The sequence below is a fragment of the Agrobacterium sp. MA01 genome (assembly GCF_009650195.1).
Taxonomy (GTDB): Bacteria; Pseudomonadota; Alphaproteobacteria; order Rhizobiales; family Rhizobiaceae; genus Allorhizobium.
Map to the genome: position 1 here is coordinate 2,938,175 of NZ_CP045854.1, position 19,034 is coordinate 2,957,208.

The window sequence follows — 19,034 nt, forward strand, 5'->3', positions numbered from 1 at the left end:
ACCAGGATATCAAGATGAATGTAATGCCTGCCCATTGGCCCTCCGACCATCCGCCCGTCAATTTCGGCAAGGTCGGCGTCCTGCTCGTCAACCTTGGAACGCCCGATGGCACGGACTACAAGTCCATGCGCCGCTATCTCGAGGAATTCCTGACGGATAAGCGCGTCATCGAGTGGTCACGGTGGTTCTGGTACCCCATTCTGTACGGGATTGTTCTCAACCGACGCCCGCAGAAGGTCGGCAAGGCCTATGAAGAGATCTGGAACAAGGATCTCGACGAAAGCTACCTGCGCACCTACACCCGCAGCCAGGCGGAAAAGCTCGCGGTTGCCTTGAACGATCTGCCGAACGTGCATGTCGATTGGGCCATGCGCTACGGCCAGCCGGCGATCCAGGCGAAGATGAACGAGATGCAGAAGGCGGGTTGCGAGAAGATTCTCGTCTATCCGCTCTACCCACACTATGCGGCGGCAACCACGGCGACCGTCAACGATGAAGCCTTCAAGGCGCTGTTGAAGATGCGCTGGCAGCCGGCTTTGCGCACCGTGCCGCAATATGCCGATGATCCGGTCTACATTGCCGCCCTTGCCAACTCCATCAACCAGCATCTGGCGACCCTCGACTGGGAGCCTGAACTGGTGATCACCTCCTATCACGGCATTCCGAAGTCCTACTTCATGAAGGGCGACCCCTATCACTGCCAGTGTCACAAGACGACGCGTCTCTTGCGCGAGCATCTCGGCTGGGAGAAGGAAAAGCTGATGGTGACCTTCCAGTCGCGTTTCGGGCCCGAGGAATGGCTGCAGCCCTATACCGACAAGACGGTCGAAAAGCTGGCCCAGGAAGGCGTCAAGCGCATCGCCATCATGAACCCGGGCTTCGTCTCCGACTGTTTGGAAACACTGGAGGAAATCGCCGGTGAAGCCGGCGAGGACTTCCTGCACAATGGCGGCGAGAAGTTCACCCATATTCCCTGCCTCAACGACAGCGACGACGGCATGCGCGTGATCGAGAACGTCGTCCGCCGGGAGCTCCAGGGTTGGGCCTGAAGCTCAATAGGCTAAGCTACATGCAACATGACCAAGGGACTGCCGGAAGGCGGTCCTTTTTTCATTTATATCAATGTCACTTCGCGTCGCACCGTGCCTTCCGGAGGGGCATTTGAGCTACGGTAGCGGTACAACCGAGACGGCGAACACGCATGGCGAGCTAATGAGAAAAAGCCCAATCTTCGGTACATATGCCCAGCTTTAACGCATCTTTTCATTTGCTTAGCGTGTCGGGCTCCGAAACAACACAACCGAAAAGACAACCTCAAGCTGCCCACAAGCGCAAATCCGAGACGGAAAAGCCTACTTAAATCATTGGATTTAATTACAATTCTAGATAGGCAATTTCTTATATTAATGGTCCGTTTAGTAATGATCCCTAGAATTAGGGGGAGTTGAAGGAGACCATCATGAAATTCGTCACGACAGCATTGGCATCGACGTTCATCGTAGCGTCACTCGCCACTGCCCATGCAGAACCGGCCCAGCCTGATATCGCCAAGCTCGTCTCGCCCGAGCTCATCAAGCAGATCCAGGAATTCGTGTCCGCCGAGATTGTCACCGTATCGGTCGAGGCACAGAACGCTCGGCTCACAGACCTGTCCCAGGACAAGATCGACGAGCTGGACAATCAATGGAAGGCCGAGCGCGAGGCAGCCGACAAGCCGCTGATCGCCGCGACGCTCTCCAGCCCGCTCTCCGTCTATCTCGCCCGCATTCAGGGTAAATCGCTCGGTCTTTATCCGGAAATCTTCGTGATGGACAAGAACGGCCTGAATGTCGGCCAGAGCTCGATCACCAGCGACTTCTGGCAGGGCGACGAGGCCAAGTTCCAGAAGACCTATGACGTCTCGGAGGACGCGATCTTCATCGATGAAGCCGAGTGGGACGACGACATGAAGATCTGGCGAAACCAGGTGAGCCTGACGCTGGTCGACAGCGCCAAAAAGAAGATTGGTGCCGTTACCGTCGAACTCAACCTGACGGAACTCGAGCGCCGGGCGCTGGCCGGCAGCTGATCCCTCGACACGACCCCATGATGGCGGCCGTCCTGTAAACCATGATCCAATTCGACCCCGACCGGGACAGGATTTTACTATGCTCAAGAATTTATCCGTAAGCGCCAAAGGCTTTCTCGCTTTCGGACTCCTCGCCGCCATCGCGATCGCAGCCTCGACCTTCATGCACAATCGCACCATTATGGCCCGTGAACAGGTCGCGGAAACCGCGACGATGAATCGCGCCGTTGCGGTGATCGAAGAATTCTCCGCCGATCTCTATGTTGCGGACCTCAAGCTGAAGACCTTCCTGTTGACCGGCAACCGCGACTACGCAGCTGGCGCAGAAGAGATGGCTGCGGAAATGAGCGCGGACCGTCCCAACATCGAAACAATGCTGTCGGCATCGGCACCTGCAGAACTTACGAAGTTCAGAGACGCGGTGGTTGCCTTCGACGCGTGGAAGACAAACTTCATGGACCGCCAGATCCTCTTGATGCGCGACCCGGAAACGGTTGAACTTGCCCGCGCCATGGAAGTAACTGGTGAAGGAGAGGCTCTAGTCCAGGCCTTCGAAGTGCGAATCCGCGAGATCAAGTCTTCTCTCTCGGCGCGTGCCGTCACCGCTGGTGAAAACCAGACCGCAGCCCTCTCGCTTGTGGAAACGGTCAGCCTCGCCGCTTCGATCATCGTCGGCATCGCTGCTGCTCTCCTCGGCTTCCTGAACTTCCAACTTGTTTCCCGTCCGCTCGGCAAGCTCGCCGACAACACGACGCGCCTCGCAAACGGCGACCTCGACGTCACGATCGATCAGGGTGGCAAGGACGAAATCGGGCGCATGGCCGCCGCGATGCAGATCTTCCGTGAGGCAGCCATCGCCAACAAGCGGCTGGAAGCCGAGGCCGACGGTAACCGTCGTCAGGCAGAGGCCGATCGCATCGCGACCCAGCAGCGTGCCGAAGCTGATGCCGCCGAACGTCTGCGCATCGCCACGTCGGGCCTGGCTGCCGGTCTGAAGCGCCTCGCCGCCGGCGATCTCGCATTCCAGATCAACGAAGCCTTCGCCCCTGATTTCGAGGCACTCCGCCACGACTTCAACCAGTCTATCCGCCAGCTGAACCAGACCATGGCCTCGATCAACAACAGCGTCGCGACCATGGAGACCGGCACCCGCGAGATCGCCTCGGGGACCGATCATCTGTCGAAGCGCACTGAGCAGCAGGCAGCCGCCCTTGAGCAGACGGCAGCCGCAGTCGAAGAGATCACCGCCAACGTCGTCAACTCAAGCAAGCGGACCGAAGAGGCCCGCGGTGTGGCGGCACATGCCAACACCTCCGCCAACCAGTCGTCGGAAGTCGTTTCCCGCGCCGAAGAAGCCATGCGCCGGATTGAAAACTCCTCGCAGCAGATCTCGAACATCATCGGCGTCATCGACGAGATCGCCTTCCAGACGAACCTGCTCGCCCTGAATGCTGGCGTCGAGGCAGCACGTGCCGGTGAAGCCGGCAAGGGCTTTGCAGTCGTCGCCCAGGAAGTTCGCGAGCTCGCCCAGCGTTCTGCCAATGCTGCGAAGGAGATCAAGGCTCTCATCCAGAACTCCTCGACCGAGGTTGCTGGCGGCGTGGATCTCGTCCGCAAGACCGGCGAAGCGCTGCGCACCATCGGCGGCTTCATCACCGAGATGAACACCCACATGGATGCGATTGCCCTTTCCGCCAAGGAACAGGCGACCGGCCTTTCGGAAGTCAACCATGCGGTCAACTCGATGGACCAGACGACCCAGCAGAACGCCGCCATGGTCGAGGAATCCAACGCGGCCTCCGGCGCGCTTGCGAGCGAAGCCGCAAAGCTCCGCGAACTGATCTCGCACTTCAGCATCGACGGCGTGCAGCAAACCCAGGCATCGGCGCTGCGCGAAACGGCCCGTGCGATGGCACAACCCACGGCATCGCCCAGCCGCGCTCCTGCACCGCGTGCGGCCGAGCCTGCCCGGCGCGCCGCCCCGGCGCCACGCAGCCACGGCAACGCGGCAGTGGCCCAGGACAACTGGGAAGAGTTTTAAGCTCAGGTCGATCAGCCTGAAAACCGAGGCGGCGGGAGAAATCCCGCCGCTTTTCTTTTTCTCGCGGCCCACCAGTCTGGATGGTAAACCACGTCGTGTGTGACCGCGATCCCTTGCATTTACCCTGTCACGCCACGATGTTAGACCAAGGGGGCGCAATTTCCGTTTGCGCCAATGCTGGAGGAATTCATGCCCGTTACCGGTCCGGACATCGTCGTCATCGCACTCGTACTGCTTGTGATCCTGGTCCTCTTTGCCGGCATCAAGACAGTACCGCAGGGCTTCCGCTACACGATCGAGCGTTTCGGCCGCTACACGCGCACGCTGGAGCCGGGCCTTAACCTGATCATCCCGTTCTTCGAGCGGATCGGCGCGAAGATGAACGTCATGGAGCAGGTACTCGATGTGCCGACCCAGGAAGTCATCACCAAGGACAATGCCTCGGTTTCTGCCGATGCTGTCGCCTTCTATCAGGTGCTGAACGCTGCAGAAGCCGCCTATCAGGTCTCGAACCTGGAAAATGCCATCCTGAACCTGACGATGACCAATATCCGCTCGGTCATGGGCTCGATGGATCTCGATGAACTGCTTTCCAACCGCGAGGTCATCAACGACCGCCTGCTGCGCGTTGTCGACGAGGCCGTCCGCCCCTGGGGCATCAAGGTAACCCGCGTCGAGATCAAGGATATCCAGCCGCCGGCCGACCTGGTGGATGCCATGGGTCGCCAGATGAAGGCCGAGCGCGAGAAGCGCGCCCAGGTCCTGGAAGCCGAAGGCTTCCGCAATGCCCAGATCCTGAGGGCCGAAGGCGCCAAGCAGGCCGCCATACTTCAGGCCGAAGGCGAGCGTGAGGCAGCCTACCGCGAGGCGGAGGCCCGTGAGCGTCTGGCGGAAGCCGAAGCCAAGGCCACTCGCCTCGTTTCGGAAGCGATCGCCGCCGGCGACGTCAACGCCATCAATTACTTCGTCGCCCAGAAATACACAGAAGCAATGGCCGCGATCGGCACCTCCAGCAATTCCAAGGTGGTTCTGATGCCGATGGAAGCGACGTCGCTGATCGGCTCGCTCGGCGGCATCGGCGCGATTGCGCGCGAGGTCTTCGGCGACGACAAGCGCCCTGCACCGCCGCGCCCGACCGCCGCGCCGCGCACCACGCCGCCGATCAGTTCCTTCAACCCGAACGGCGAGTGACAGCCATGCTGGCGCGGATCATCGCCGAACTCGGTCCCTGGAGCTGGTGGGTCCTCGGCATGCTGCTGCTTGCGGCCGAACTGGTCATGCCCGGCGTCTTCCTGGTCTGGATCGGCCTCGGCGCCATCCTGACAGGTGTGCTGTCGCTGCTGCTTTGGGATACGGGCTTCTGGTCGTGGCAAATCCAGTCGCTGGTCTTTGCGGCAAGCGCCGTCGCCTTCACGCTTGCCGGTCGCCGTCTCTTCACCCGCCTCGAGACGTCGAGCGACGAACCACTCCTCAATCAGCGTGGCGCAAGCCTCGTCGGCCGCACCGCCGTGCTGGCCGAGCCCATCCGCGAGGGCCGTGGCCGCATCCGGCTGGACGACACCTTCTGGCTGGTCTCCGGCCCGGACCTGCCCGGCGGCGCCCGCGTGCGGATCGTCTCGAGCGATGGTCGCGATCTGACAGTGGAAGAGGCTTGAGTTGGGCCACGCTTGAATGCGCGGCAAAGCATGGCATAGTGGGTCCATGACAATCGAACTCGACATCACGCCGGATCTCGCAGCCAGGATCGATGCGCTTGCCGCGCGCGCGGGCGTATCGCGTTCCAGGATCATCCAGGATGCCCTGGAGCAGGGTCACTCGATTGCCTGGCAGGAGCACTTCATCGGCAAAGTTAAGGCTGCAATCGAAGCAGCCGATCGGGGTGACTTCGCGTCTGAGGCGGAAATAGACAGGGTATTGAACAAGTATCGGCCCGGCTAATGCTGGTGGTCTGGACACTTCCAGCGATCCAAGATCTGGAAGCGATCCAGGATTACATTGCAGACAGACGACCAGCGGCAGCGCCACGTCTGGCCGAAAGGATCTTCGATCAAACGAAGGCGCTCTTGGCTAAAAATCCGAACGTCGGCCGCCTAGGCAGGGTGAGCGGCACGCGGGAACTCGTGGTTTCCCGCACACCCTACATCGTCGTTTACAGAGTGGGCGCGCGCGTGGAAATCCTGGCGATCATTCATGGCGCACGAGATTGGCCTGAGAGCTTCTCTTGAGGCCCGCTTAGGCGACACCGATCCTGAGCAGATCGTGGAAGTGAATGAGGCCGACGGGCGTGTTCTCGTCATCGACGACGATCAGCGCACCTATGCCATGTTTGTTGATCATCGCCGCGGCCGTCGTCGCGAGGGCATCGCCCTTGATGACCTTCGGATTACGGGTCATCACATCATCGACGTCAAGGATAGACAGATCCCGGGCGAGATTACGCGCCATGTCGCCTTCCGTCACGATGCCGCAGAGCTTGCCGGCGTCGTCCACGATGCCCACACAGCCAAAATGCTTGTGAGACAGGGTCTTGACCGCCTCGGGCATGGGCGTACCGAGCGCCACCAGCGGCAGGCGCTCGCCGGTATGCATGATGTCGCGCACATGGGTGAGCGCCGCACCGAGCTTGCCGCCTGGATGGAAGGTACGGAAGTCCGACGGCGAGAACCCGCGGGCTTCAAGAAGGGCAATCGCAATCGCATCGCCGATGGCAAGCTGCAGCACAGCCGAGGTCGTCGGCGCGAGCCCGTGCGGGCAGGCCTCCTGAACCTTCGGCATCAACAGCACGACATCGGCATTGCGGGCGAGCGTGGAATTTTCACCCGCCGTAATGGCGATCAGCGGGATCGAGAAACGGCGCGAGAAGCTCAGAATGCCCTGAAGTTCCGTCGTTTCGCCCCCCCAGGAGATCGCCAGGATCGCATCATCCTGCGCGATCATACCGAGATCGCCGTGATTGGCTTCCGATGGGTGGACAAAGAAGGCCGGCGTGCCGGTCGAGGCAAAGGTGGCGGCAATCTTCGAACCGATATGCCCGCTCTTGCCGACCCCGGTGACAATTACGCGACCGCCGATCCCGCCGATCGTCTTCACCGCATTGCAAAAGGGTGCGGCCAAGGGACCGGCCAAGGCCTCTTCGAGGACACGAAGCCCCTCCCGCTCGGTCGAGATGACGCGAAGAGCGGATTCGGTGGCACTGGCTTCAACGAGATTGACTGCGCGCTTGATCATGTCGTCCCATACTGCGTTTGTCGGCTGCTGTAAATTCTCGTGGTGCATGCCGCGTCTTCGGCAACGCCTGTCTGATCGCCATTCACCGGCGAAACCAAACATTAACCACCAGGCTTTACGATTGGGTAAGCATTACAGATCGCCGGGCGCAAGCATGACTTCAGTCGAAAATCGGGACACGCGCGGCGCACGCCGCCTGGGACTGCGCGCTTTCGCCGGCGCACTCGCGCTGTCGGCACTCGTGCACCCGTCATTGGTCGCAGCCCAAGAGACCCGCCCCACGCCGCAATCCTCGACAGGCGCTGCGACAAGCGGCACGCAGACGCGGGGAATCGGCCCGGAAGGCATCGCGACTCGCGCGGGCGAAACGTCGACATCGGCACCTGCCGTGGCGAGCGATCCGACCACGACGGCCACGATTGCCCCGAACACATTCCCGGTGGACCCGCTTGCTGATCCCGATGTCTTGCCGCTGGACGACGACATCGGCCGCCAGAACCTGCGCGAGACCCGCCTCGACGACCCGACGGCCGCCCGAATTCGCCGCGATGCCCTGGACGCCGAAGACGGCACCGGCATTCGCCTTGGCAGCATGATCCTTCGGCCGTCGATCAGCCAGAAACTGGGCACCGAGCGGGAGAAGTCCGGCGACGTCAAAACCAACCGCACATTCTCGGAAACCGGACTGAAGGGTACTTTGACCTCGGACTGGTCGAGACATGAGCTGAATGTCGGAGCCGAAGGCGCATGGCAGGAAACGCTGTCGGGCACGGACAACGACAAGCCTCGCGCCAATATCGACGCGCGCCTGCGTCTCGATCTCGCCGACGACACCATCGCGACGCTTTCCGGGTCTTACAATTTCAGCCGCGAGGATAGCGACGACCCGAACGCCGTATCCGGCGCCCGGGTCCAGTCGGGTGTCAACCAGTTCGGGACTGGCCTGTCGGTCGAACGCGACTTCGGTGTGATCCGCGGCTCGATCGCCGGCGATTTCACCCGCTTTCAATATTCGGATGCCAAGCTGTCCAATGGCAGCATCCTCGAACGCAGCGATCGCGACCGCAATCGCTATACGCTCAGCAGCCGCCTCGGATACGAGATCTCGCCTGCCCTCACCCCCTTCATCGAAGGCACGATTGGGCGGATCGACTATGACGAAGCCGTCGATTCGTCCGGATACCGGCGCTCGGCGGATCTATATGGCGCCAAGGCCGGGGTGGCCGTCGATCTGGGAGAGAAGCTGCGCGGCGAAATCGCCCTCGGCTACGAACATCAGACTTTCGAGGACGCGCGTCTGGCAGAACTGTCAGCGATGACGGTGGATGGCAATATCTTCTGGTCGCCGCAGGGCGGCACCAGCATCGATCTCTCGCTCGACACCAGCATCGATCCATCGACCACGGCCGGTGTCAACGGCGCAACGATCCACCGCGTCACCGCTGCGCTGTCCCACGACCTGCGCACGAACCTCGTCGCACGCCTGACGGGCGGAACAACCTTCACGAACTACGACGGAAATGCGAGTGCGAGCGATACGACCGCTTATCTCGCGGGCGCCGGCCTGACCTGGAAGGTCAATCGCTATCTCGATGCGACGGCAGATCTCGCTTACGAGCGGACGAACTACAAGACCGGCACCGACAACAGCACGGTGACGGCATTGGTAGGCCTGACCGCCAAGCGCTGAGCCCGGCGGTCAGGGTTTCAATTCACTTCAGCGCGGCGAGCAGCGCCTTCAACTGGTCCTCGATGGCTGGACGAATGTCGGCGCGCTCGATGGCAAAGGCGACATTGGCCAGGATGAAGCCGTCCTTGGAACCGCAGTCGAAGGTCTGGCCCTTGAAGTGGTAACCGGCAAACGGCTGGTCATTGGCGAGCTTCAGCATGCCGTCGGTCAACTGGATCTCGTTGCCGGCGCCACGCTCCTGGGTCGACAGGATCTCGAAGATCTCAGGCTGCAGGATGTAGCGGCCGTTGATGAAGAAGTTGGAAGGTGCCGTGCCCTTGGCAGGCTTCTCGACCATTTGCGTGATCTTGAAGCCGCCTTCGAGCGCGTCACCGACGCCAACGATGCCGTATTTGTGGGCCTGATCCGGCGCACATTCCTCGACCGCCACAATGTTGCCGCCGGTCTTTTCATAAAGTTCGACCATGCCCTTGAGGCAGGCCTTTTCGCCGCGCATAATCATGTCAGGCAGGAGAAGGGCGAAAGGTTCATGCCCCACGATGTCACGAGCACACCAGACGGCATGTCCGAGACCCAGTGGCTCCTGTTGCCGCGTGAAGCTGGTCTGACCCGCTGTCGGCTGCAGTTCGTCGAGCATTGAAAGTTCGGCGTTCTTGTTGCGGGCTTTCAGGGTCTGTTCGAGTTCGAACTGGATGTCGAAATAGTCCTCGATAACCGCCTTGCCGCGGCCGGTCACGAAAACGAAGTGCTCGATCCCGGCTTCGATGGCCTCGTCAACCACATACTGGATGACAGGCTTATCGACGACGGTGAGCATTTCTTTCGGGACCGCCTTGGTGGCGGGGAGAAAACGCGTACCGAGACCGGCCACGGGAAAAACGGCTTTACGGAGCTTTTTAGTCTGAACCACTCATTCCTCCTCGAGGATCTAAATCGATTAACGTCTTCATAACGCAGTCACGCCCAGTAACATACAATTGCTTCAAAATGGCAAAGACAAAGCTTGGGCGGACAACATGGTAAAGGGTTTGTTGACTGAACAGCATTAACCTGTGGTGAACAGCCTTGTTCCGGCTGCCAACACGAGAATGCACGGGAGATGCCCATGAAAAGACACCGCCCCAGCCTGCTCGGCGCCATTGCCCTGACGCTGACGACAGCGCTCATGCCCATGGAAGCCTTCGCGGACGCCGGTTTCCAGAAGTGGATCCGCGACTTTTATCCTGTCGCCGCCAAGGCCGGCATCACGGAGCGGACCTATCGCCAGGCGTTCAACGGCGTGACCGAGCCAGACCAGTTCGTGCTGGAAAAGGCGGCCTATCAGCCGGAGTTCAAGCACCAGATCTGGGATTACCTCGACAGCCGCGTGAACCCGTACACGGTCAAGGTCGGTCAGGAGATGCTGGTCAAGCACGGGCGCCTGCTGACAGCCTTGGAAAACCACTTCGGCGTCGACAAGCACGTGCTGCTTGCGATCTGGTCGATGGAATCAAATTATGGCGCAGCTCTCGAGCGTCCGGACCGCCTGCACAATGTGCCGCGTTCGCTGGCCACGCTTGCCTATGCCGACCGCAAGCGCGCAAAGTTTGCCCGCACACAGCTGATTGCCGCGCTCAAGATGCTGCAGAACGGCGACGTGACCAACAAGAACCTGATGGGCTCCTGGGCCGGCGCCATGGGCCACACCCAGTTCATTCCGACAAGCTACCTGCTTTACGGCATCGACGCCGACGGCAACGGCGACAAGGACATCTGGCATTCGATTCCCGATGCACTCGCCACCGCCGCCAATCTGCTTGCCAAGAATGACTGGCAGACCGGCCGCACCTGGGGCTACGAGATCGCCGTCCCGAGAGGGGGCAACAAATATGCTGGCCAGACCAAGACGGTGGCCCAGTGGCAGGCGCTGGGCTTCGCCCGTCCATCCGGCAAGGGTTTCAGGAACGGCAGCGAACGCGCCGAGCTCAAGATGCTAGGTGGCGCCAACGGCCCGGGCTTCCTGATGACCAAGAACTTCTTCGTCATCAAGCGCTACAATGCCGCTGACAGCTACGCCCTGGGCGTTGGCCTGCTGGCGGACGAGATTGCCGGCTATGGCGGCATGCAGCAGCGCTGGCCGCGCCCCGACGGTTCGCTCGACGTCAAGGAAAAGTTCGAGCTCCAGACCCGTCTTCAGGCGCTTGGCTATTACGATGGCAAGATCGACGGCAACTTCGGCTCGGGCTCGAAGGCGGCAATCACCGCCATCCAGCAGCGGCTCGGCATGTCCGTCGACGGCCAGCCGTCACGCGTCCTGCTCGACAAGCTGCGTAACTGATCCGGGTCCGCAGCAAGCACACCTGTTGACTTGGCATCCGCCGCGCTCCAGAAACAAGAGAGCGCGGCGGATGCATTTTGAGCCTGCCGCCTTCGCCCATGGAGTGTGACTTGACGAGCCCGCGCGGAACCTTCGCCCGCCTCATGACGCTCGGTCTGGCGCTGACAGTCGTCGCGACCGCATTCATCACCACGTCTGCCGAAGCCCAGCAGCCGGAACGCCGCCGCACTCTCCTCGACCTGCTCTTCGGCGAACGCCAGCCGACCTATGTCCCGCCACAGAACGTCCAGCGGCCGCGGGAAACCAATACCCGCAAGAAGACCAGTGGCAGCGTGACCACGATCAACACCCGGCCGCAATCCACCCGCGCGGTCGCAGCCCCCCCGCCGCCGCCAAAGCTCGACAATGCAAAGACGGTCCTCGTCCTCGGAGACTTCGTTGCAAGCGCACTCGGCGACGGTTTGAAGACCGCCTTCGAGGACTCACCCGGCGTCGTTGTAGAAAACCGCGCCAATGGATCCTCCGGCCTGGTGCGGGACGATTTCTACGATTGGCCGGGCCAGTTGCCAGCACTCGTCGGCGAGATCAAACCGAGCGTCGTGGTCATCCAGATCGGCGCCAACGACCGCCAGCAACTGGTAACCCCGACCGGCCGCCTCGACTTCCGGACCGATCCCTGGTTCACCGCCTATGGCGACCGGGTCGCGCGCCTGGCGAGTGTCGCTGCGGAAACGCGTGTCCCGATCATCTGGGTCGGGCTGCCGGCCTTCCGCCCGCAAAACATGACTGCGGACGCCCTTCGCCTCAACACTATCTATCGATCGAGCATCGAGAAGGTGAACGGCGAATTCGTCGATATCTGGGAAGGATTCGTCGACCAGGAAGGGCGCTTCATCGTCACCGGCTCCGACATCAATGGCCAGCCGGTCCGACTGCGCGGCAATGACGGCATCGGCTTTACCGGCCCAGGCAAACGCAAGCTCGCTTTCTATGTCGAAAAATCCGTACGCCGCTATCTCGGCGACATGACGAGCCCGGATCTCGTCCGCCTCGACGCCAGCAATCTGCCCGAGCTGGTGACCCTGTCGCCATCGGAGAACAAGGCGATCGTCACCACCCCGCCGATCGATCTGTTCGACCCTGAGCTCGACGGCGCCGACGAACTGCTGGGCGGAACCGTGCCGACCTCCTCGACCTTCCCGACACCGCGCGACCAGCTCGTCCAGAACGGTCGCCTGCCGGATCCCCCGGCCGGGCGGGTGGACTATGTGAAGCGGCCAGCTGAGTCGACACCTTCAGCCTCCCCCACACCGGTCATTGCGACACCCTGATCCCGTCAATACATCCAACGCAAAAGGGGCCGCTCGAAAGCGGCCCCTTTTTAAACTATCTCGACTTTGCCGAGGATCAGCGCGGCAGCACGCTCTCACCCATCAGCGCCTCGTCGATGGCGCGCGCGGCCTGGCGTCCTTCGCGGATCGCCCAGACGACCAGCGACTGGCCGCGACGGGCGTCACCTGCGACCCAGACCTTGTCGACCGACGAACGATAATCCTTGTCGTTGGCAACGACATTGGTCGAGCCGCGACGATCGGTATTGAGTTCGAGCTTGCCGTCGAGATCCTTCAGCACGCTGTCGGTGAACGGACCGGAGAAGCCGATGGCGATGAAGGCGAGATCGGCCTTGATGATGAACTCGGTGCCCGGGATCGGCTTGCGGCGCTCGTCGACCTGGCAGCACTTCACGCCGGTCAGCACGCCGTCTTCGCCGACGAATTCGAGCGTTGCCACCTGGAATTCGCGGTTGGCGCCTTCGGCCTGGCTGGACGAGGTGCGCATCTTGGTCGCCCAGAAGGGCCAGATCGCAAGCTTGTCTTCCGTCTGCGGCGGACGCGGGCGGATGTCGAGCTGGGTCACCTTGACGGCGCCCTGGCGGAAGGCGGTGCCGACGCAGTCAGACGCCGTATCACCGCCGCCGACAACGACGACATGCTTGCCACCGGCGAGGATCGGATCGGCCGGCCAGCCGATGCTGTCGATGTTTTCGCGGCCAACGCGGCGGTTCTGCTGCACGAGATAGGGCATGGCATCATGCACGCCATGGAACTCGACGCCGGGAATGCCGGCCTCGCGCGGCGTTTCCGAACCACCGCAATACAGGACTGCGTCATAGTCGGCGCGCAGCTTCTCAACGGTCACGTCAACACCGACGTTGACGCCACAATGGAAGGTGACATTTTCGCCCTGCATCTGCTCGACGCGGCGATCGATGAAGTTCTTTTCCATCTTGAAGTCCGGAATGCCGTAGCGCAGCAACCCGCCGGGCTTCGACTCGCGCTCATAGACATGCACCTCATGCCCCGCGCGGCCGAGCTGCTGGGCAGCGGCGAGACCCGACGGGCCGGAGCCGATGATCGCGACCTTCTTGCCGGTATGGATGGTCGCCGGCTGCGGCACGATGAAGCCGAGTTCATAGGCCTTGTCGGCAATCGCCTGCTCGACGGTCTTGATCGCGACCGGCGTATCCTCGAGGTTCAGCGTGCAGGCTTCCTCGCAAGGAGCCGGGCAAACGCGACCGGTGAATTCCGGGAAGTTGTTCGTCGAGTGGAGGTTGCGGATCGCCTCCTCCCACTTGTTGTTATAGACGAGGTCGTTCCAGTCGGGGATCTGGTTGTGCACCGGACAGCCGGTCGGACCATGGCAATAGGGAATGCCGCAATCCATGCAGCGTGCCGCCTGCTTCGTCACCTCGGCATCCGACATGGGGATCGTGAATTCGCGGAAATGGCGGATGCGGTCGGAGGCCGGCTGATACTTCGCCACCTGCCGGTCGATTTCCATGAAACCTGTAACCTTGCCCATTTTAAAGTCCTGCTAATCTGAGCTTCAACTGCACGGCCGAGCCGTGGGCGACGACATCCCGGCCATCCGGGATGTCGAGGTGGCAATCATTCGGCGGCAACGCCCATGCGCATGCGTTCCATTTCCTCAAGCGCACGGCGGTATTCGACCGGCATGACCTTGCGGAACTTCGGGCGATACTCCGCCCAGCTGTCGAGGATCTGCTTGGCGCGGTTCGAGCCCGTATAGTGCAGATGGTTCGAGATCAGCTGGTAGAGGCGCTCCTCGTCGTGGCGGGTCATGTCACCGGACACGTCGACAAGGCCTTTGTGCATGAGGTCGCCGCCGTGATGGTGCAGCTTCTCGAGCATGTCGTCCTCTTCCGGAACCGGCTCGAGTTCGACCATGGCCATGTTGCAGCGCTTGGCGAAATCGCCGCTCTCGTCAAGCACGTAAGCGACACCACCCGACATGCCGGCTGCGAAGTTGCGGCCGGTTTCGCCGAGCACGACGACCACACCGCCCGTCATGTATTCGCAGCCGTGGTCTCCCACGCCCTCGACGACGGCGATAGCACCCGAGTTGCGGACAGCGAAACGTTCGCCGGCCACGCCGCGGAAATAGCACTCGCCGGAGATCGCACCGTAGAGAACGGTGTTGCCGACGATGATCGAGTTCTCGGCAACGATGCGGGCATTCTCCGGCGGACGCACGACAATGCGACCACCCGAGAGGCCCTTGCCGACATAGTCATTGCCATCACCCACGAGATCGAAGGTGATGCCACGCGCCAGGAAAGCGCCGAAGGACTGACCGGCAGTGCCGTTCAGCGTGACATGGATCGTATCATCCTTCAGGCCCTTGTGGCCGTAGCGCATGGCGACTTCGCCCGAAAGCATGGCACCGGCCGAGCGATCGACGTTCTTGATATCAACGTCGAAGACGACAGGCTGCTTGCTTTCCAGCGCCTGCATCGCCTTCTCGATCAGCTTGCGATCAAGAATGTCGATGATCGGATGGTTCTGGCGTTCGGTCCAGTAGGTAGCGGACTTCGGCGCATCGACCTTGTGGAAGATCTTCGAGAAGTCGAGCCCCTTGGCCTTCCAGTGGGCGAGCATCTCGTCCTTTTCCAGCAGTTCCGAAGCACCGATGATCTCGTCGAGCTTGGTCACGCCGAGCGAGGCGAGGATCTCGCGCACTTCTTCGGCAACGAAGAAGAAGTAGTTGATCACATGCTCGGGCGTACCCTTGAAGCGCTTGCGCAGGACCGGGTCCTGGGTGGCAACACCCACGGGACACGTGTTCAGATGGCACTTGCGCATCATGATGCAGCCGGCCGCAATCAGCGGTGCGGTCGCAAAGCCGAATTCGTCGGCGCCAAGCAGCGCGCCGATGATGACGTCACGGCCGGTCTTCAACCCGCCATCAACCTGCAGCGCGATGCGCGAACGCAGACCGTTCAGCACCAGCGTCTGCTGGGTCTCGGCAAGACCGATTTCCCAGGGGCTACCCGCATGCTTCAACGAGGTGAGCGGCGACGCGCCCGTGCCGCCATCGAAACCCGAGACCGTGATATGATCGGCGCGTGCCTTGGCAACGCCGGCAGCAACCGTGCCGACGCCGACTTCCGAGACGAGCTTGACCGAGATGTCGGCCACAGGATTGACGTTCTTCAGGTCGTAGATGAGCTGCGCCAGATCTTCGATCGAATAGATGTCGTGGTGCGGCGGCGGCGAGATCAGGCCGACGCCCGGGGTCGAGTGACGCGTCTTGGCAACCGTCGCATCGACCTTGTGGCCGGGCAGCTGGCCGCCTTCGCCGGGCTTTGCACCCTGGGCGACCTTGATCTGCAGCACGTCGGCATTGACCAGATATTCGGTGGTCACACCGAAGCGGCCCGATGCGATCTGCTTGATCGCCGAACGCTCGGGGTTCGAGGAACCGTCAGCGAGCGGCAGGTAACGATCGCTTTCCTCGCCACCTTCACCCGTGTTCGACTTGCCGCCGATCTTGTTCATGGCAATCGCGAGCGTGGTATGCGCCTCACGGCTGATCGAGCCGAAGGACATGGCACCGGTCGAGAAGCGCTTGACGATATCGACCGCAGGCTCGACCTCATCGATCGAAACAGGCTTGCGACCAAGGTCTTCAGCCTTCTTGATCTTGAACAGGCCGCGGATCGTGTTCATCCGCAGATTGCTGTCATTCACCATCTCGGCGAATTCGCGGTAGCGGTCCTGGCTGTTGCCACGCACGGCATGCTGCAGCGACGCGATCGAATCAGGGCTCCAGGCATGGTTTTCGCCACGCATGCGGTAGGCATATTCACCGCCGACATCGAGCGTGCTGGCGAGAACCGGATCCTTGCCGAAAGCCGAGAGGTGACGGGCGACGGTTTCCTCGGCGATTTCCTCGAGGCCAATGCCCTCGATGGTCGTCGCAGTGCCGAAGAAATACTTGTCGACCAGTTCGGACGAAAGACCAATCGCGTCGAAGATCTGGGCGCCGCAATAGGACTGGTAGGTCGAGATGCCCATCTTGGACATGACCTTCAGAATGCCCTTACCGACAGCCTTGATGTAGCGGTAGACGACTTCGTCTTCCGACACTTCCTTGGGGAACTCGCCATGCTTGTGCATGTCGAGCAGCGTGTCGAAGGCGAGATAGGGGTTGATCGCCTCGGCGCCGAAGCCCGCGAGACAGCAGAAGTGATGCACTTCGCGCGGCTCGCCGGATTCGACCACGAGACCGACCGAGGTGCGCAGCCCCTTGCGGATCAGGTGGTGATGGACGGCAGCGGTCGCGAGCAGCGCCGGGATGGCGATGCGGTCAGGGCCGATCTGACGGTCGGAGAGCACGATGATGTTGTACCCGCCACGCACAGCTGCTTCCGCCCGCTCGCAGAGGCGATCGAGCATCTCCGGCATGCCCTCGGCGCCACGGCTGACGTCATAGGTGAAGTCGAGCGTCTTGGTATCGAAGCGATCTTCGACATGACCGATCGAGCGGATCTTTTCCAGATCGCCATTGGTCAGGATCGGCTGGCGCACTTCCATGCGCTTGGCGTTCGCCATGCCCTCATGGTCGAGAATGTTCGGGCGCGGGCCGATGAAGGAGACGAGGCTCATGACGAGCTCTTCGCGGATCGGATCGATCGGCGGGTTGGTGACCTGGGCGAAGTTCTGCTTGAAATAGGTGTAGAGCAGCTTCGACTTTTCCGACATCGCCGAGATCGGCGTATCGGTCCCCATTGAGCCGATCGCTTCCTGACCGGTGGTGGCCATCGGCGACATCAGGAGCTTGGTGTCTTCGGTGGTGTAGCCGAAGGCCTGCTGGCGATCGAGGAGCGACACGTCGCGACGCAGCGCCCGTGGCTCGACCGGCTTCAGGTCCTCGAGGATGAGCTGGGTGCGATCCAGCCACTCGCGATAGGGATGGCTGCCGGCAAGCGACGACTTCACTTCCTCGTCGGAAATGATGCGGCCTTCCGCCATGTCGATGAGCAGCATCTTGCCCGGCTGCAAACGCCACTTCTTGACGATGCGCTCTTCGGGCACCGGCAGGGTGCCGGCTTCGGATGCGAGGATCACGCGGTCGTCGTCAGTGACGATATAACGGGCCGGGCGCAGGCCGTTGCGGTCGAGCGTCGCGCCGATCTGGCGACCATCGGTAAAGCAGACCGCAGCCGGGCCGTCCCACGGCTCCATCAGGGCTGCATGATATTCGTAGAACGCCTTACGCTCCTTCGACATCAACTGGTTGCCCGACCAGGCCTCCGGTATCAGCATCATAACCGCATGCGCGAGCGAATAGCCGCCGCGCTGCAGGAACTCGAGCGCGTTGTCGAAGCAGGCCGTGTCCGACTGACCTTCATAGGAGATCGGCCAGAGCTTGGAGATGTCGTCGCCGAAGAGCGGCGAAGAGACTGACGCTTGACGCGCAGCCATCCAGTTGACGTTGCCGCGCAGGGTATTGATCTCGCCGTTATGGGCGACCATGCGGTAGGGATGCGCCAGCTTCCACGACGGGAAGGTGTTGGTCGAGAAGCGCTGGTGCACGAGGGCAACGGCAGACTCGAAGCGCGGATCGGCAAGATCCTTGTAATAGGCACCGACCTGATAGGCGAGGAACATGCCCTTGTAGACGATCGTCGAGGACGACAGCGAAACGGGATAGAAGCCGGTTTCCTGGCCACCATACTGGTCGTAGATGCGGTTGGAGATCACCTTGCGCAGCAGGAACAGGCGACGCTCGAATGCATCCTGGGTTGCGGCATCACGGCCGGCGCCGATGAAGACCTGGATCTGGCGCGGTTCGGTTGCAGCAATCTCAGGCGCCTTGGACAGCGAAGAATTGTCAACAGGCACGTCGCGATAGCCGATCAGGTGCTGGCCTTCGGACTGACAGACTTCGGCGATGACCTGCTTGAAATGCGCGATCTGCTCTTCGTCCTGCGGGAAGAAGAAGTGACCGACGGCATATTCGCCCGCCTTCGGCAGGGTGATGCCCTGGGCCGCCATTTCCTCACGGAAGAAGCGGTCGGGGATCTGCACAAGAATGCCCGCACCATCGCCCATCAGCGGATCAGCGCCGACGGCGCCGCGATGGGTGAGGTTTTCGAGGATGAACAACCCGTCCTTGACGATCTGATGCGACTTCTGCCCCTTCATATGGGCGATGAAGCCAACGCCACAGGCGTCATGTTCGTTGCGCGGATCGTAGAGACCCTGTTTGGGAGGCAGACCGGTGCGCGCGATCGCCGTCTCGGCGACTGCTTCCGCACTGGCGGACCGCATGATCTCTTCGGATGACGGAACCTTCGTCATGACCTTTACCTCCATTGAAGCCG

14 protein-coding genes are annotated in these 19,034 nt (G+C 61.6%); 10 read left to right on the top strand and 4 right to left on the bottom strand.

The annotated features are described in order from the left end of the window. The first annotated feature begins 14 nt into the window (after positions 1-14). The 7 genes from hemH to GH983_RS14300 all read left to right on the top strand — a co-directional run bounded on the left by hemH (position 15) and on the right by GH983_RS14300 (position 6,334). On the top strand, positions 15-1,049 hold the full coding sequence (gene hemH, locus GH983_RS14270) for a ferrochelatase (protein WP_153762741.1): 1,035 nt from the start codon (positions 15-17) through the stop codon (positions 1,047-1,049). 410 nt (positions 1,050-1,459) lie between these two features. Then, a complete protein-coding gene (locus GH983_RS14275; RefSeq protein ID WP_054148228.1) occupies positions 1,460-2,068 on the top strand; it encodes a hypothetical protein in 609 nt (202 codons plus the stop codon). 79 nt (positions 2,069-2,147) lie between these two features. Further along, positions 2,148-4,109, top strand: coding sequence for a methyl-accepting chemotaxis protein (locus GH983_RS14280; protein WP_054148227.1), 1,962 nt, complete (start codon positions 2,148-2,150; stop codon positions 4,107-4,109). Between the two features lie 189 nt (positions 4,110-4,298). Further along, positions 4,299-5,300: an SPFH domain-containing protein gene (locus GH983_RS14285; RefSeq protein WP_153762742.1), complete on the top strand. Its 1,002-nt coding sequence runs from the start codon at positions 4,299-4,301 to the stop codon at positions 5,298-5,300. Positions 5,301-5,305: 5 nt separating this feature from the next. Beyond that, positions 5,306-5,764, top strand: coding sequence for an NfeD family protein (locus GH983_RS14290; RefSeq protein ID WP_153762743.1), 459 nt, complete (start codon positions 5,306-5,308; stop codon positions 5,762-5,764). Between the two features lie 46 nt (positions 5,765-5,810). Then, positions 5,811-6,047 carry a CopG family ribbon-helix-helix protein gene (locus GH983_RS14295; RefSeq protein WP_054148226.1) on the top strand — a complete coding sequence of 79 codons (237 nt, stop codon included), beginning with the start codon at positions 5,811-5,813 and terminating at the stop codon, positions 6,045-6,047. Next, positions 6,047-6,334 (top strand): type II toxin-antitoxin system RelE/ParE family toxin, encoded by a 288-nt coding sequence (locus GH983_RS14300; RefSeq protein ID WP_153762744.1) that lies wholly within the window; start codon positions 6,047-6,049, stop codon positions 6,332-6,334. The genes GH983_RS14295 and GH983_RS14300 overlap by 1 nt, the downstream gene beginning before the upstream one ends. Positions 6,335-6,341: 7 nt before the next feature. Here the strand turns inward: GH983_RS14300 and GH983_RS14305 are convergent, their stop codons facing one another. Continuing rightward, a complete protein-coding gene (locus tag GH983_RS14305) occupies positions 6,342-7,337 on the bottom strand; it encodes an SIS domain-containing protein (RefSeq protein ID WP_153762745.1) in 996 nt (331 codons plus the stop codon). A 154-nt stretch (positions 7,338-7,491) separates the two neighbouring features. Here GH983_RS14305 and GH983_RS14310 point away from each other — a divergent pair, with 154 nt between their 5' ends. Then, complete coding sequence (locus GH983_RS14310) at positions 7,492-9,027, top strand: outer membrane beta-barrel protein (RefSeq protein WP_153762746.1); 1,536 nt, start codon at positions 7,492-7,494, stop codon at positions 9,025-9,027. Positions 9,028-9,049: 22 nt separating this feature from the next. Here GH983_RS14310 and galU read toward each other — a convergent pair whose 3' ends face one another. Further along, a complete protein-coding gene (galU, locus tag GH983_RS14315) occupies positions 9,050-9,937 on the bottom strand; it encodes a UTP--glucose-1-phosphate uridylyltransferase GalU (protein WP_054148222.1) in 888 nt (295 codons plus the stop codon). Between the two features lie 255 nt (positions 9,938-10,192). Here galU and GH983_RS14320 point away from each other — a divergent pair, with 255 nt between their 5' ends. Together GH983_RS14320 and GH983_RS14325 are read left to right on the top strand one after the other, a co-directional pair. Beyond that, positions 10,193-11,344, top strand: coding sequence for a lytic murein transglycosylase (locus tag GH983_RS14320; protein ID WP_371418491.1), 1,152 nt, complete (start codon positions 10,193-10,195; stop codon positions 11,342-11,344). Positions 11,345-11,454: 110 nt separating this feature from the next. Further along, on the top strand, positions 11,455-12,675 hold the full coding sequence (locus GH983_RS14325) for a DUF459 domain-containing protein (protein WP_153762748.1): 1,221 nt from the start codon (positions 11,455-11,457) through the stop codon (positions 12,673-12,675). A gap of 76 nt (positions 12,676-12,751) precedes the next feature. On the opposite strand, the gene GH983_RS14330 is transcribed toward GH983_RS14325, so the two are convergent. Both GH983_RS14330 and gltB read right to left on the bottom strand, forming a co-directional pair. Beyond that, entirely contained in the window at positions 12,752-14,206 is a 1,455-nt protein-coding gene (locus tag GH983_RS14330) for a glutamate synthase subunit beta (protein WP_054148220.1), read from the bottom strand. A gap of 86 nt (positions 14,207-14,292) precedes the next feature. Beyond that, positions 14,293-19,011, bottom strand: coding sequence for a glutamate synthase large subunit (gltB, locus tag GH983_RS14335; protein ID WP_153762749.1), 4,719 nt, complete (start codon positions 19,009-19,011; stop codon positions 14,293-14,295). Positions 19,012-19,034: the final 23 nt, after the last annotated feature.